The 16,257-nt window shown below is 40.6% G+C and carries 7 protein-coding genes; 2 read left to right on the top strand and 5 right to left on the bottom strand.

Annotated features, from left to right (window positions below; all coding sequences use genetic code 11):
• Positions 1 to 3: 3 nt before the first annotated feature.
• Positions 4 to 4,686 (bottom strand): DUF6443 domain-containing protein, encoded by a 4,683-nt coding sequence (locus ACSZOX_RS13925; protein WP_437920652.1) that lies wholly within the window; start codon positions 4,684 to 4,686, stop codon positions 4 to 6.
• 11 nt (positions 4,687 to 4,697) lie between these two features.
• Positions 4,698 to 8,051: a hypothetical protein gene (locus ACSZOX_RS13920; RefSeq protein ID WP_437920651.1), complete on the bottom strand. Its 3,354-nt coding sequence runs from the start codon at positions 8,049 to 8,051 to the stop codon at positions 4,698 to 4,700.
• Positions 8,052 to 8,472: 421 nt separating this feature from the next.
• Between ACSZOX_RS13920 and ACSZOX_RS13915 the strand changes: the two genes are divergently transcribed.
• Entirely contained in the window at positions 8,473 to 9,033 is a 561-nt protein-coding gene (locus ACSZOX_RS13915; protein WP_437920649.1) for a hypothetical protein, read from the top strand.
• A 420-nt stretch (positions 9,034 to 9,453) separates the two neighbouring features.
• Positions 9,454 to 9,975: a hypothetical protein gene (locus ACSZOX_RS13910; protein ID WP_437920647.1), complete on the top strand. Its 522-nt coding sequence runs from the start codon at positions 9,454 to 9,456 to the stop codon at positions 9,973 to 9,975.
• Positions 9,976 to 10,115: 140 nt separating this feature from the next.
• On the opposite strand, the gene ACSZOX_RS13905 is transcribed toward ACSZOX_RS13910, so the two are convergent.
• The 3 genes from ACSZOX_RS13905 to ACSZOX_RS13895 all read right to left on the bottom strand — a co-directional run bounded on the left by ACSZOX_RS13905 (position 10,116) and on the right by ACSZOX_RS13895 (position 16,002).
• A complete protein-coding gene (locus ACSZOX_RS13905; RefSeq protein ID WP_437920646.1) occupies positions 10,116 to 11,357 on the bottom strand; it encodes a hypothetical protein in 1,242 nt (413 codons plus the stop codon).
• 183 nt (positions 11,358 to 11,540) lie between these two features.
• Positions 11,541 to 14,465, bottom strand: coding sequence for a hypothetical protein (locus ACSZOX_RS13900; RefSeq protein ID WP_437920645.1), 2,925 nt, complete (start codon positions 14,463 to 14,465; stop codon positions 11,541 to 11,543).
• A 439-nt stretch (positions 14,466 to 14,904) separates the two neighbouring features.
• Positions 14,905 to 16,002 carry a PD-(D/E)XK nuclease family transposase gene (locus ACSZOX_RS13895; RefSeq protein WP_437920643.1) on the bottom strand — a complete coding sequence of 366 codons (1,098 nt, stop codon included), beginning with the start codon at positions 16,000 to 16,002 and terminating at the stop codon, positions 14,905 to 14,907.
• Positions 16,003 to 16,257: the final 255 nt, after the last annotated feature.

Here is a 16,257-nt window from a genome sequence, read left to right as displayed (position 1 = left end):
AACTTATCTAATTGAATTTCGCATGTAATTTGAAAAGGTAGTCAACGGATTTTTGGCGGGAAAACTGCGCTTAATCGGATCCCCCCCCAACTCTTTTAAAATATTTCCACTACCGTGACCTCCAGATGTTCTGTAAGGAGAGAGCATTACGCGAATACCATTTACATTCGGCATCTCCCTTCCTAATTGTGAACTGTTGTCATTTTGAACCATATTCAATGGGTCATTTTTCATAAAATATGCGATAATTTTTCCTTTATCAAGGCTTGTACCTAATTTCGAGGCCATATCCGATCCCACACCGGCCGCGTTAAAGGTTATAGCCAATCCTCCCGTAACCATTGCATTCGCTGCTGCCAAACCACCGCCTAAAGAATGTCCTGTAAAGGCTAATTCACTACCACTGACGGCTTCGACTATTTTTTTAGCATTATCTGCTGATTGCTCATATTGGGAAGAAAAACCGAATGGTTGACTGATATCATGAAGTCCATCCTTAATATCTTCTGTACCTGCCGTAGCGTATGTATACTCAACCTTCCCATTCTCCAATTTTCTTTCAAAAAGCATGGATTTAAATCCACTTTTTGAATTTTCATAATCTACTCCATCTAATTCCAAATTTGAAATCTCCCATCCTCCAATCAGCGATTTTTTATCTAAATCTCCATACACATAAGCAGACATTGCAGCCGCCTCTTTAGGAGTCGGAAATAATCCATCAACATCAATAAAACGTATCGGATTGTCAAAAGCATAATTGTAGGGGCTATGCCTCCGCATCGTCTCCGCCAATGGATCCACCACATTCCACCGTCCTATCTCTGCGTCGTAGAATCTTGCCCCGTAATCCAGCTGGTCACCAAGTTCCGTCTGAACTTCCTTGCCGTTATAAAGATACTTATTATTTCCACCTGTTACAAGAGCCCTTGTCTTTCCAAACGGGTAATAGTCCTGCTGCTGTACGATATCCACTGTAGTAGCCGAAGCTGTTCCTCTTTTGATAACTGTACGTACATTACCCAGGTGATCTTTGAGGTTGTAATGGTAGCTATAGGTACCGCTGCTGTTCTGCAAGTAACCTTCTTCCGTCAGGATCATATCAATTGTACTGCTTCCCGTCCCCGTCTTACTGTATTCGATTCCACTGATATAGTCACGTTGCGTTACCGTTGTACCTACCGTCGCTGTCTTACGGAGTTTTGCTCCCGTAGCATCGTATAGATACGCTACACTTGTACCCGTTCTATTTGCTGTCTTCGGCAGATTCAGGTAATTGTAGGCAAAGGTAGTCGCAAGGCGGTCTTTCGTGGCATTACCGTTCACATCGTATGTATAGGTATTCGTATTACCCGATAAGCTGGCCAAACGGTTACTCTTACCACTATTGTTATACGTATAGGTCGTCGAAGTTGTTGTCGTCGTGTTCCCTGTATTACGGGCAAGCGTCTTGATGTTACCCATATCATCGTAGGTCAAAGCCTCGATCATCACTGTCGTACCCGAGCTTGTACCGTTCGCCAACCGGTTAAGCTTGTCATAGCTGTAGTTGAACGTACTACTCGTCGTTGCTGCATGCCCCCAGAGCTGCTGCGCGATATTACCGTTATATTGTGCTGCGGTAAGCTGCGTTCCGGCTGTATTGACATTGTAGTTCAGCAGTTCAGTGAACTGGAGGGCAGCAATGTTCGTTGCCCAGCCCCGTTCGTTATAGCCGTAACTTACCGTGGTCAGGAAGTTCGTTCCACTGTTCTCACTGTGGATATCCTTCGTTTTGAGCTGACCGATCTCATTATAGGCAAGCCGACTCTGCAGGACCTCTGTCTGGCTATTGATCTTCTTCTTTGTATCCTTCAACCGACCCACATGGTCGTAGCTATTCGTAGTCAGGATCGTCGTCGTGCTACCTGAACTGGGAATATGCTCACGCTGAGATGTCAATAATTCACCGACAAAACTATACGTATTCGTTACCCTGTCCGTACCGCTCAAATGGTTCTGCGCAACAGACTGGATCAGTCTTCCTCGTTTATCATAATAGTTCACCGTAAGCAGCGGTGCACTACCGTCATCCTGGCTCACCTTCGTGCCTGTCAACAGCCCAGTAACCATAGCCGTACTGTCCAGTCCAGAGGTAGCGGGCAGTACAGTCAAGGTCTTAAAGGCATAATCATCATAGTAGTTCACCGTGTATTCCGCTATTTGGGCGGATGTCGTTGGAAAGCTCACATTGGTATAGGAAGCCGCTCCTACACGACTCTCCCATTGGCTGCTTACGGCATCGGCAAGCACCTGCACCTGTTTGCGTGTAATCTGCCCACTTGTCGTATTGGTATAGATCCCCGTAGAGACCACTCTGTCAAATGCATCATACTTCGTATAGTTCCACTTTCTAGCTGCTCGTTGCACAGAATCCTGCGTAAGTATAGGCTGGTCGTTCTTATTGTAAACGATATACTCCCAGCCTTTCCCGGGGATCTTCTTCTCCACTAATCGACGCCTGCCGTCGTAACGGTAGGTATACACCAATTCATTGAAATCCGTATTATTATCTGTGACTGTTGTAGCTGTATATCCAGGCGGAACCACATAACGCAGGTCTCCGAAATCATCATATACATAGTACGTGTTCAGCGCTTTGCTATCGCTTTCCCAAACACGCTTGAGAACCACACGGCCTTCGAAATCTTTATATTCATCTACGGTACCGCCTTTGCCGCTCGTATTTATCCAGTTTTCATCCTTAAGGACCGTTTTGTAGAGCTTGCCAGCTGCATAGTAAGTCGTACCGCTTGCCCCAGTGGCCGTGATCTGCCATAGGCGTACATCGCTCGCGGTGTTTGTTCCATAGTCCGACACCACTGTATGACCCGTAGTCGAAGCCGTAGTTACCGAACTGCGTGTAGCTGCAGGCTGCCAGGCCGCTCCCGGAGCCCCCTGTTCCAGTACACGGTTTAACGGACTGTTCTCGAAAACTGTAACAGAATACGGATAATCCGTTTTCTTCACGTGGCTGTCCCAGCCCGTACTTTTGTAATAATTCGACTGACTCGTCTTCGCCGAAGTCTTATAAATGCCATCATTGCCGGTCTGCTCAGCATAGGGAAGGTATTTTATAGATTCCCTCCCTAAGCCATCGTACTCGATGTACTGGACAATATCTTTCTTATCATTTGCCCCGGCCTGCCATTGGATCGTCTGCAAGGAGCGTCCCAGACCATCAATATATTGAATGTCAACGTTAACATCTTCCACAGGTTTACCCTCCAAGGAAGCCGCTGTAAGATAGCCCGGATTGCGAGGCGTACGGGTAACAATATAGTTCTGACCCGCACTCAGGTTCAATACCCCATCGTTAGATATAGTGAAAGTGACCGTTGCCGTTGATGTTCCGCCGCTGTTACGTGCCGTTACAGTATAGCTCTGCTGGGCAAGCGTCGTGCTCACCTTGCCCGTTATTCTTCCCGTCGAAATATCAAACGTGAGCCCTGTTGGAAGTGCAGGGCTGATCGTATATGCAGCCTGTATAGTTACCTTCTTGATCTGGTTACTTGCATTTTCAGTGAGATAATATTTGCCGTCGGGGCCCATGGATAGACCAAAAGGACTCGTGAACATTCCACTGGTGGAAATTGTGGTCACTTTTCCCGAAGGCGAAAGAAATTTCAGCCCACTGTTCGTCTGGTCCACAAAGTAAATATTGCCCTTGTTTACTATGAGGTTGTTTACCTGGAATTTGGCCGCTGTACCGATTCCATCCTGATTGCCCGACGTGCCTCCTGCTATAGTGGTCACATCATTGCCGCTGATCTTACGCACCGCATTATTGGTACGGTCCGCTACATACAGTTCTCCGTTGCTATCAAAGGATAAAGCGATCGGATAGTTGAACCGTGCATTCAGGAGCGTACCGTCCAATAGACCGGCTGTCCCACTGCCGGCAACTGTTGTTACTACACCGGCAGTTGTGATCTTACGGATCTTATGGTTATAGGCATCTGCTACATACAGATTCCCGGATGCATCAAATGCCAAGCCCATCGGGTAGTTGAACGATGCGGCTGTCCCAGTACCGTTGGCTGAACCTATGGAACCGCTTCCCGCAAAGGTTGTAACAACCCCGGCAGGGGTTATCTTACGGATACGGTGGTTCTGCTGGTCGGAAACAAAAATATTTCCAGATGCATCCATCGCCAGAAAACTCGGATGTTTAAAACGCGCAGTACTACCGGTCCCGTTAACGTAACCCGAAACTGTACTATTTCCACCCGCTAACACTGTCTGCGTACCGGAAGAAGTACGCTGCATAATAGTATGGTATCCTGCATTCGCTATATATAAGGTATTGTCCGATTTCAGCACCGTATTGAGCGGATTGTAATAACCCGTGATCGTCTGGTCAACAGTTACGCCAAAGTCAGCTCCTCCTCCATTATCGGTAGGGGACCAATCTATCTGTTGATCAACAGCGAATATTCTGGCGCCCCCGTAGCTAATCGATGGAGATAATACGGATATATTGTCTTTGATAATTGGAATCGTTATTCCGGATGAATAGGGTTGCGCAGAAAATGATGAGAGCTGTCCTTCGGAAAGATGCGCGTTCAACGTATCGCTCTGGGCGAATAAACCTATAGGGATAACACCCAGATATATCAGAATAGAACTAAAAATGGATTTCTTCACGATCAGGCTGTTTATGGTTTATAATTATACTGGTAATTTTTCAAAATATTGCTATCAAAGTCCAAGACACTCTTCAAGCGATGGAAGCCGTCGTATTCATAGGTTTCCTTGATCCCACGCGTATCCGTCATACTTGTCATGCCAACTAAGGGAGAATAAGTATAGGAAGTTATTTTCGCTTTTGTTAAAATAGCATGGTTACGCAAGATAGATGCTGCAATATTAATAGCTGATTCAGAAACATTTACCGCATAGAGACTACTTATAAGCGTTTGACCTAGAATCGCCGAAACTTCTGAATACGATGCGTTCTCAATTTTTATAATAGGATACCGACCTTTGTGGCCCCATAGCAAAGTAGTTGTTGGTCCATCAACTTTCTTGATTTCAACAGGATTACCATCAGTATCATATAGATAAGATATTTTATCTATATATCTACTATCTGACACAAAAGACTTTAAACTATTATTATCAGGAAATACCCCTAAATTATTATTCGAGAACTTGAATTGCGCAAGCGGCAATGGATTAGAGAGGTTAATCTTCTGCTCCCTCTCCAAAAAGCCCTTTCCTCCATTAAAATATCTGTAAATGGTTCCATGTAGAATATTGACATCACTCCCTTTCGTAGAATAACTGACCTGCTCAATTGGGAAGGAAATTAGATTATTATCAACTAGATTATCTATAAAAGTTGTTCCGGCCAGATAATCTTGTGGATAGCTTATTCTATTGGTAAGTACCGTTTGGTCACTACCATAGGTTACAGATCTTGTAATCTGTGCGTGAAGTGGATTGTCATAAAAATACTGTGTTGTCTTTTTTGTAAAAAAGTCTAAATTATCAGAATAATAAGTATAATCATCCGTTTGTTTTAAGTAATACCAAGCTCTTACTTTTTTGTAAAACGAATATAGATATTCAGCCCTAGCGAAATAATGTGTAGAAGGGGAATTTGGCCCTATCGCCTGTGTTTCATCAAGTTCTGCCAGAAGTTGGTGCAGCCGCATTCCAAGGATGTTTTTTTCGTTAAAGGTCTCTCCGTCCTTGTATGCCCAAAAATTGATGGGATTGTGGTTAATCTGATATTGGTTCTCCTGCAACTCTCTTAGTGTGAATCCGCCAGTGGCATAATTCTTTTTAAAGATCTTTCGTTCGATAAGTAATCCGCGAAGAAAATCGTAATCTGTATATGGGACATTTGGAATACTCTCATTAGTTGTCAGATCATTGTAGTAAGTGAATTTGCTTTGTATTTTGCCATTTTCTCCGTTTTCTCCCTCAAGCTCTGAAACAAATTCATAACAAATATTGCTTCCTTTAAAAGCCCCCAACGGAGTAACACTGCTTGAGACACGTTTTACATACTCTGAATTAAAATAGGCCGGCTGCGGATAAGTTACCAGTTTTCTTTTGAAATAACGCTGTGTAAAGGTCGGACGTATTTTAGGTGTAATTCCGCTACTGCTAAGTCCCGTCTCTGGGTTATCGTATTTATATACACGTGTCATATTATCGCTGCCATCCCCCTTGCTGGACGTAACTATCTTTTCTATCCTTAAACCTCCGACAGTTATATTTGTAGGCACAGTTGTTACTTCATCTTCCAATATATTCCAAGACAACACACCCGCAAAATAACCGTTGGGACAACAAGATTCACACTCTAAAATAAAATCTACAAGAAAACTCTTACCAGCAAGAGAACCTCCCAGGGCTGGGGCGGTATCTAAATTAATAATCTGCGTTTGTACTCCATTAAGAAATCGAACTACATACATGTCAAGATTATTTGCAGCTCGTAAAAATATACTTGCGCCCCCACCTGATTCGGTAGGACATGTAGAGGTTACAGTAAATTTTATATCCTGAGCATTTGCCGGAACGCTGAACACTGTAGGAGGATCGGTTCCCGCACTGTTATTTCCTGCGTACTGAGATGTTAGTATCTTATTACCTGTAAGCCTTCCCGCGGGAAGCGTATATTCATTTGCCTTATAAAAAAATGTCGATGTAGCACCTGTGGGATACTTTATTACGTTCAGAATTCCATACTGCATGAAGACGGCATTCGGTTCGCGGTCTGCTCCATTGATATTCTGACCGTCCACTGTATAAAATTGGGGCAACAATTTCGTGTTGTCATTTTTACCGTTGTAATATCCCCAAGAATCTTGAGCGAACGAGCTCCTTGCCGGCAGGTATTTATTAGTTCCGTTTGCATTATATGTAAATTCATAGGGAGGTTTACCGCTCTCAATCACTTTGTCCAACTTTAGCCGAAAATTATCTGCAGGTAAACTCTGCGAATAACTTCCTTCGGGTCCGAAATAAGATTGTTGTAAATTGTAGGTCTTTATTAAATTATTATTGCTATAAATATCAATCTGAGTTAATTTTTTGGCAGACGGAAGATCCCGTCGCGCTACACTGGAGTCATAGATAAATTCTACGACTGTACCATTATCAGCAATTATTTTTTTTAGATAGCATGCTCCTGAAACTGTACTAGTTGCAATCTTATCAAAAGGTGCGAGATCATCAAACCCTACCGTATAGGTAGCGAACTGATTTAGCAGTACATGGAAATCAGACTGAACCCTTCCCTGTACATATTGGTAACTTGAAGTGATATACTCTAAATCTATCCAATGTCCCGTAGGAGATTCAATCCTAGTTAATTTACGTGTTTCTCCGTCATAAGGCTGTTCTACGTAGTTATCGGGCATCGAAACCTCTACCGTTTCTACCTCACCGAATACATATTTAACTCCTTTCTCATCCACAATACGACGTCCGTTATTTTCTATTTTTAATGGCTCATAAGGAATCGTTATATAATTGCGTATCCCATTGGTTTTCCCCACGACAGCGAGATTTCCGCCGCGCCCACAAAAGTTATAAAAAATATTATCGGGTTCCGTATCCAACTCCCCAGCGGCAACGCGTTTTGCCCATTGATAATCAGCTAGATTATTAAAAAAATCATAATCATTCCTTAATGTCATATAATTTGGTTCGTCATTTGCAAAATCCTGTAATCCCACAACTTTTGAAGAAATAACTCCTCCAGCATTAAGACTCCAACCGAGTCCAACGCAGCTCGCAATTTCATCGACTCTAATCCCTCCTGCGTGATAATCTAGGGATATTGGTAAATTTATTTCTGCGGTCGTTACAGTAAATATCGGTACTGTGATGCTGGGGATACCCGTATACAGTGAGACAGGTGTGCTGACAACTTTTCCTAGAGCGGTGACTTCTGGAGAAGGCGGGACAATCCGTTTCAAAATGCGCTCATCTTGAGCTCTCAGCAAGCCAAATGTTAGGCACACTAATAAGATTAGGATATAATATTTCATTTTTTTTAATTAATAATTATCAATGGTTAATAAATATTCTCAAACATAGTAATAATGTATATAAAAAACATATACTTTATATACATTATCAATAAGATCCTTATTATCAGTAATATAAATTACAAAAAAAATTCTCCAATACTGTTCAAAAATATAGATTAACACCAAAGATATTTTTAATAAACTTTTAAATCTTAATTTAATGATATTAAAAAATGGTTTTATTTATCTACTTTGTCAAAATCAAAACTTTAGCACTGATAGATTGGCTATTCATATTAATATCACGCTGAGAAATGACAGATACAAAACTTATATTGCGATACAATCAATGTAGAGCAATATGCTATAACTACTAATGGCATTACCTAGTGCGAGCAGTTTGTTAGAAACCTATTGGAATAAAATTTAAATAATTATTATGAACCAAAGACTATTTCATCTTATGATACTAGCGGCAGCGTTAAATGTATTTTTAAGCTGTACCGGAAAGAAAAACATCAGTAAAGCTACTCCATACAAACAGCATGAAGTATTTAATGGAGCTTCTTATGAGCAAAGAGGTTATGGACTGCCAAATGACAGTAGCATTAGAGTTTTCGGAGAATTACACACCTATAACAAGGATGCTATTCAAAATGCGTCAATTCACTTTGTCAATGAAGAAAAAGATACCATTGCATCCGGAAAAACGGACAATAAAGGAAAATTCAACATAACTCTTCCAACGGATTGGTTTCAAGGAGAATTAATTGTTCAGGATAATCTCTCATTTTTTAGAATCCCAAACTTAAGTTTAGGACAGTATGCCCGAGATTTTGAATTTAAAATAACTATGGCATTTAAACCAGCTATCGATTACGAATACATCAAACTAAATAAAAAAGATATTCGTGAAATAAAAAGACTTCAAAAAAACAACGAGCTAAAAAACAAAATTAGAATAATAGCTTTATTTTTTTGCAGGACAATGCTAGCATAAGGTTTTGTTCTGCTAATAGTAGAAGTGATTTGGCAAGATTTTATATCAAAGCCAAATCACCTCTTTTACTAGACTCAGATTATCCTTTTTAAAAAGTTAACTGCCGCAAAACACCTCCAAGTTTTCTCTATGCTAATGGCTTATAATATGTAAGCTCCTTCTCAAAAATTCCCTATTTAGCAAGTTTACATCAATCTCCTTCATAGTTTCATTTTGATCCATATATACGATTATTAATTAAATACTTTGGTTTACCGACCCTAAGATAGGATTTATTTCAACTTACCTAAAAGTTAACAAAACCATCTTAGAACTATAGTCAATAATACAGAATCCTAACAATAAAATATTTTATTGTAATTTTCACGATATAAATAATTATATTTACCCCCATAACAATCTCACTATAAATAGCCTAGCATGAAAGCAAAGAAGATTATTATCGCTGTATTACTATTAATCTTATGTACTAGCAAGAACTACGCGCAGCAGCCAAAGGCCATTTTGATAAATGATAATCTGGAAGGATTATTCATCAACAAGGATAACGGATACGGGAGTGTACCGCTTAAAGCTGTCGAGAAATACCTGACAGAGATCTCTAATATTTATTATTTTGAGATTGTCTACAAGAACAAAGTTCTTTTTCGGGAAACGATACGGAAGACGATTCCCCAACATCCGGATACAGAAATCGCTACCAATATGTTTCGCTTCAAGTATGACAACATATACTTAGATGCGTCATTGATCGCTGATGCAGATAAAATACAGTTATTGGAGTCCCCTTACAATAAACTTGTCGATGTAGCGGAAAAAAAGTTTTTATGGTTGAATAACTACGAGATATTTGCACGGGATTATAGCAAAAGTAACCCATATCAAATCAAAAACCCTACAGAAAACATCAGGATAAACGTGTATAGGGTAGATTTTGAGTAAAGGTAACCCATCTAATCTTGAAAGATCTGGCAGCGCTACAGTTTCGCCGTTTACAAATATTATATAATGGACTTGTGCCGTTTCAGGTAAGCTTTCACTTTCCTATAGAAACATCTAATAATACTATCTCCAAACTACCATTACTGATACTGTAATTGCCTAGCATCATCGGTATTATCATAAGTTCTGTATAACCAAGGTACGCCAAGGTTACCATTTTTGACCTTAATCTGTACCTTGGTGATTCCAGCTTCAGTAGTATTTCGATCAAGACAATTTAGGTCCAATAACCTGGTTCCAAGATCATCATTATCAAAAGTAACGTAATATGAAACCGGGTGAAATATAGTAAACTGATCCAACGCTGTGACAGTCCCCCGCTCCCATCTGTCCCCCTGAAAGCTGCCGATCATATTACCCAGTTTTAAAAAGGATATAAAATAGATTGAAAGTAATAAGAATAGCACTGAATAGACCAACCCGCTGAGCTTGGGTATTACCGGTCTTATACGGCCATCGACAAAAACACGGATAAACACCGTACTAAATACACCAAAGAGAACTCCCCATTTTACAAAATAGAGCTCACTGGCGACATAGGTATTCAGGAACATCGTTCCGCCAAAACAGAGCACAGAAAATATTGTACAGGCTGTTATGGTAATCGCCGTTCTGTCACTGTAAAGATTCCAATTCTGTATAAGCGTATGCAATTGGATAGCCACGCCGATACACAAACCTATCAGTAAGGGAATACTTGTGTATGTAAACTGACCAAGCAAAGACAACAGCAAGATTGCTGTCACTGCAAGGCTTACACAAAACGCAAGAAAGAGCTTATTTCCTCTGTTATTTTTTAGATGTTTATAATAGCCGTCTACGGTCTGCTGGTACATCTTTTCGAGAACTTCACTTCTGATTTCCAAGCCGGAAAAATCTTCCTGTTTAAAATGCTCCAACTGGGACTCTACCAATGCTTTCTTATTGTTTACCCATGCGCTCAGGCGATAGCTCCCGGATGAAGATTCAATAGGATTATTGATAAGGATCAGATTGTAGGTCTCTAAAGCCAAAAGATCTCCATTTTGCCAGGTAAATATTCTGTCTGTCTGCTTAAGACCACTTACGACACATCCCTCGCGTGTAACAGTTGCTTTCCAGGAAAAAACGTATAAGATATAGTTTAAAACGAAATATACAGAAATACATCCGGTCAGGATTTTAAGAATGGAGACCAACCATTCCGACGCTTCCAATGTTTTGTCACCCAGCAGATTTATAATTGTATCTGCTATAAAATGGAAAATCAGTAATAGGATAATCACCATTATTACACGATAGACTATGGAATAGCGAAGTATCTGTTTTTTGTTAAGGGGCATAATTTAACGGTCGGCTTAAAAATTCAATGTTGACACAAGTTACATAAAATATTTTTATTTCAAAACATTTTTAAAAAACATATTCTAAAAAAGAACAGAAGCACTTGGTATAGGAATGCGGGAGAAATACCTGATTGAAATAATGCGGCCAGACCTATCTAAAGCATATGGCCGCATATATTGCTACAGACTTTTCTTAGCAAGAGCCACAAACGGGATATCAAATTTAATCCCTGCTGTAATCTGCCCTAGATCAAAGGCCTTATTGTTTAACTTATGTCCATTTTCAAGCTTAGTTTCAAGGGGAATAAGTTTTCCTCCCGCAAATAAGACAAATGGTGAATTCTTAAGATAATACATAAAGTTAACCCCTGGGCTTATCACTTCTTTAATGTAAACGTTAGGCCTGTTTTCGGTATCCGTTTCCCACAGGTAGTGATTTACGAGATTGCCCAGTTCAATGGCCTGCACAAAGATCCCCACATTCCTCCAGGAAAAGGTGACTCCGACGGGAGCCGTGATTCCGTACACTGCAAAGTTAGCTTTATCTCCTTTTCTGAACTGGCTTTCTTCGGCAAAAACATGCTGATATCCTGCGGATACACCTACATAACCATTTAGGAAAACACTGAATTTAAGCTTTCGCTTCATGATATAGGAAGTCGGCGGGAGAAAGTGTTTTTCCATGGCCGATGCTAGACCTTTTTCATCGCTGGACTGCAGTACGTCTGTAAAAAAGGAGGTGATCTTGATCAGTTTCTGCGTATTCTCTTCCGGAATATGGCCTAAATAGCCGGCAGCAAATGTCTGTTGATAAAACGGATCTTTGACCACTGCCATCGGATCATGCAGCAGATCAACAATAAGTTTGACTGTAAGGAAGTTTATACTATCTTTTTTCCCTCGGAGGATCCCTTTTGTGGTTAAATAGCCTACCATACTAATGGTTTCAGGGGCCTTCCATCCCTTCTTCCAATCTTCCCACGAGGTCTTTGTATCATAATATTTCAGAAACTGAAGTTCTTCATAAATAGTAGACAATGCAAAGGTGCGGTTATCTATGTTGCCAAATGAAACGGCATTCTCTTTGACAGAAACCTCTAGATCATTGTCTGGCCCTGTAATGTATTTACTTAATGGCATGCTAAATTCCGGGGCTCTCCAGGGAGTTTTCAGGGTAAGTGCATTCTGTTTTAGTGTGATGACGATGTTATTTGCCTCGGCATAGGATGTGAGCAAGTTCACTGTTTCTTTCAAGGCCATGTCAAAATTCCTGGCATACAGGTTTTGGTATATATCGATTATACTGCGAAGCGATTGCAGGCCATCTTTAGATGAGGTACTTTTTGTACTATTCAGGGAACCTGCACCAGTCTGAATGTAGCTCTTTGCGTCCAATTGATCGATGATATTGACAAAGCTGCTCCATATATCGGGAGCATTTCCACTGGCTTGGTTTTCTTTATCCTCGGCCCTCAATTTATCAAACTGTGTAAGTGTGAGGAGTAATGTCGCAATCCACTTGTTACGATCTTTTGATTTAAGTTTATTTTCATTGAACTCGTTCACAAGAAAATCAAATGAAGCCTGTCCATATTTTATCTTCACCAGGTTGATAAAGATATCCCATTGAGGCTCATTGAGACTCTGCAGTTCTTCAAAGGTTAAAAGCCTAAAGGTTGATTTTCCGTTTACTTCGTCAATGGTGTAAAGTTCGTTTACAAGAAGATATAGGAAATCGAAATAGGTCCGCACATTGGTTTTAGCGGACTCATTGTATTTTTTGAGATAGAGGTGTTTGAGAATATCACGGTAATTGTACTGTGCGTTAACAAGTGTCAGGAAGTCAGCCCCAAACGCAACAAGTTCCTTAAGTTCATTTGCTTTATCGTCATTTCCTGCAAACCACTTTTCACGGACGTAGCGGCTATCGACTAGATTTGTTGGGATACGGATGAGATCCTTTGAAAGGGCAAGACGCCATGCGCTTCCGAAATCAGGAGCTGAAAGGCCGCTCCCTTCACTGAGCATTTTGTATGTTTCCGGAAATACATCGGTCAGCAAAGGTTGCTTAATCTGTGTTTTTAGCTGATCGACTAGCCATATCATCGCTTCGCGCTTTGCTCGGTCTGCCAGAAAAATGGCCATGGCGTTGACAACATCCGCCTCGGAAGGTAAACGAAATGAGGATGCCGATCCCTGAACCGCGGCCGAAATACTACTGCTGATAGCAATCTGTTGGGTGGTGGCCTTGGAATCCAGGCTTTCAAAGATCTTGATGTTTTCGCCCAGATTGGAGTGGACAATGTCTCCTCTAAATACAAGTAGCGCCATGCTGTCCAGCGATTTGGTTTTCTGTGCTTCCAACCTGACGATTTCTTTTTCGAGTGTTTCGATGTCGGTTTTAAGTTGCGACGCCAGATCGACAAATGTTTTCTTTTGGGCGTCACTTATAACATGTTGCCAGTTTGCATAAGGATGTATGATCTGGAACGAATCGACTCCAATTTCCTTAATTTCGAGGACAATTGCATCAATTTCATTTTTAAAGTTTGTTAGGCTTCCTTCACCGCCGATTAACGGTAATTTACCTGCGGCAGATACGATACTATCTCTCGTAACAGCTTTGATAACGGATGAATTATTTAATTTAGCGAGAATATCGATAGCTGATACGATCTCCAGAGCTGCACTTCGTTCTGTCGATTTTTTTAAGACCAAGGATGACCTTGCTGTTACGGTATCCAGATACCCCCTGACAAGGGTCATACTAGCTTCCATTTTACCGGCCTTATCTTTATATTTCCCAGTATTAGTGGAAATTTTATTCAAGGTCACCATCAATTTTGAAACTTCATTTTTTTCTACATCTCCCATAAATTTCAGGATATGTGGACTTGCGTTGAGCTGGTTGAAACTTCCTGCATCTACCCCGACATTTGAAATTACGGTGGAATAGACCTGACGTCTTACCGTATCAGGCAGATCAGGTGCGGTCATGTATTTACTGATATAAAACAGGTTATACAATTTGAGGTTCTGGGCATGGGTCTGTAAGCCGGAAAAAGCCATCAGACCAATAAAGAGGATCAGAATTTTTCTTTTCATAACTTCATCATTTTTAGTTAATATGGTAAATTGGATTCTTATTTAACGTTCACAGTAAAGCATGACAAGCGGAGGGATTGGCAAGTGCAGATAGACCGTATCCACAGATTTTCGGGAAGCCTAAACTTCTTAAAATTCAATGGTTTGATTTACTCACACTTCATGGAGCCAACGTATCCAATCGGTATACTTTACAATTAAATTTTTGCGTTCAAATGATCGTCTTAATCAACGTTGCTTTCAGTTAATAATCAAAGACCAAGGTATGATCCTTTGATTTAGTCATAGCATGGATTTCCTCAAGGGGAAACCTGACCAAATATAATATTTTAAAAATAAAAGAATTACGGGAACCCATAAAAACCAACGAAATAAAGAATAGCCACCTGAAATATACAGATGGCTATTCTTTATTATATTTAGCAAATGCTTAAGCTTGTTATTTTAACTTCTCGACGTCTTCAATTGATAGTCCCAACATATCGGCAACTACTTCAACTGCAAATCCACCGGCAAGCATCTTTAATGCAGCCGATTTTTTCTCCGCTTCAGCTTTAGCACGTTCTTCACAGCGTCCTTGCTCTAAACCTTGTTCGAGACCGATCTCGCGTCCCTGTTCTATGCCCTGCTGCACACCTTGCTGCATACCTTGTTGCACTCCCTTTTGGATTCCCTGTTCTATTCCCTTTTGGATTCCCTGTTCTATTCCCTTTTGGATTCCCTGTTCTATGCCTTGTTCTAGACCTTGCTGTATTCCTTGTTGCATACCTTGCTCGAAACCTTCTTCAAGTCGTTTCTTCTGCTCTTGTTCCTGATATTGCCGCACAGCCTCCTGGTCCCACTTCCGCTTTAAACTTACGTCATACATCGTACGTTCCTCCTTGTTTAATTTACAATACTCTGCTATCTTAAATAGTTTCTCAAATATCGACTTTCGCAAAAAAATTGGCAGCTTATCTAGCTTTGATAAATCACGTAAAACATAAAGCCAACGATCCAGATCGCTTTCCAATTCATGTTCTGCTTTTGTAAAGTTACGCAACTGCACGTAAATAAATCCCAAATCTTCATAAAAAACTTTACATGTCTCCCTATTACACAGACAGATATCGTGCATAACAGCCTGTGACTCCTCCGCATCTGGTAACACAAAGCCATCCATCAGCACAATCACGTATACTTCCGTAACTTCGTAGTTCCAGGCCTTTCGATTGCCTTTTGGTGCCTGATCGGCTATAATTTTGCTGCCGTAATACAACATACGTCGTTTCAGATTCACCTGTGCGGTACGCTGGACTTCAATAACAAATTTTGCACCGTCAACAGTGGTGCACATCAGATCAAAGATAACTGTACCGATCTCAACTCCATCTCCAACATGTTCATTCCGCACATAAACCAGATCAACGATATTCTTTCTACCGCGAAAGAACCCGTTTAATAGGGCTATCAATAAATCTTTGTTTGTCTCCGATCCAAAAATCAATTTGAACCCATAATCCGTGACAGGATCAATGTAAATAGGTGTTGTTAGCATGGCTTTATTATAATGGTTAAGGGCAAAGGTAATAAACAAACCGCTTAAAAACTAATTATTTTAGTATTAAAATCTTGATGTATATTCCACATAGCGCAACGATCACCAAAATCACAGAACAATATAAAAGCCGACCGATGCCCACGTACCGTTTAATCAAAACAGTTTTTAATCTGCAATAGATAAACACGGGTTCCTTCTGAAAAGAAAAAACTAGCCACAGATGCTGGCTAGTTTTAAATAGGGTTACATAAA

This window comes from Sphingobacterium sp. LRF_L2 (genome assembly GCF_965644235.1).
GTDB lineage: Bacteria > Bacteroidota > Bacteroidia > Sphingobacteriales > Sphingobacteriaceae > Sphingobacterium.
The sequence above is the reverse complement of the archived record's forward strand: the minus strand, read 5'-3'. Positions and strand labels throughout refer to the sequence as shown.

Coding starts and splice junctions, on each gene's coding strand:
- ACSZOX_RS13920 (WP_437920651.1), bottom strand. CDS start 8,051: ATGAAATATTATATCCTAATCTTATTAGTGTGCCTAACATTTGGCTTG.
- ACSZOX_RS13915 (WP_437920649.1), top strand. CDS start 8,473: ATGAACCAAAGACTATTTCATCTTATGATACTAGCGGCAGCGTTAAAT.
- ACSZOX_RS13910 (WP_437920647.1), top strand. CDS start 9,454: ATGAAAGCAAAGAAGATTATTATCGCTGTATTACTATTAATCTTATGT.
- ACSZOX_RS13905 (WP_437920646.1), bottom strand. CDS start 11,357: ATGCCCCTTAACAAAAAACAGATACTTCGCTATTCCATAGTCTATCGT.
- ACSZOX_RS13900 (WP_437920645.1), bottom strand. CDS start 14,465: ATGAAAAGAAAAATTCTGATCCTCTTTATTGGTCTGATGGCTTTTTCC.
- ACSZOX_RS13895 (WP_437920643.1), bottom strand. CDS start 16,002: ATGCTAACAACACCTATTTACATTGATCCTGTCACGGATTATGGGTTC.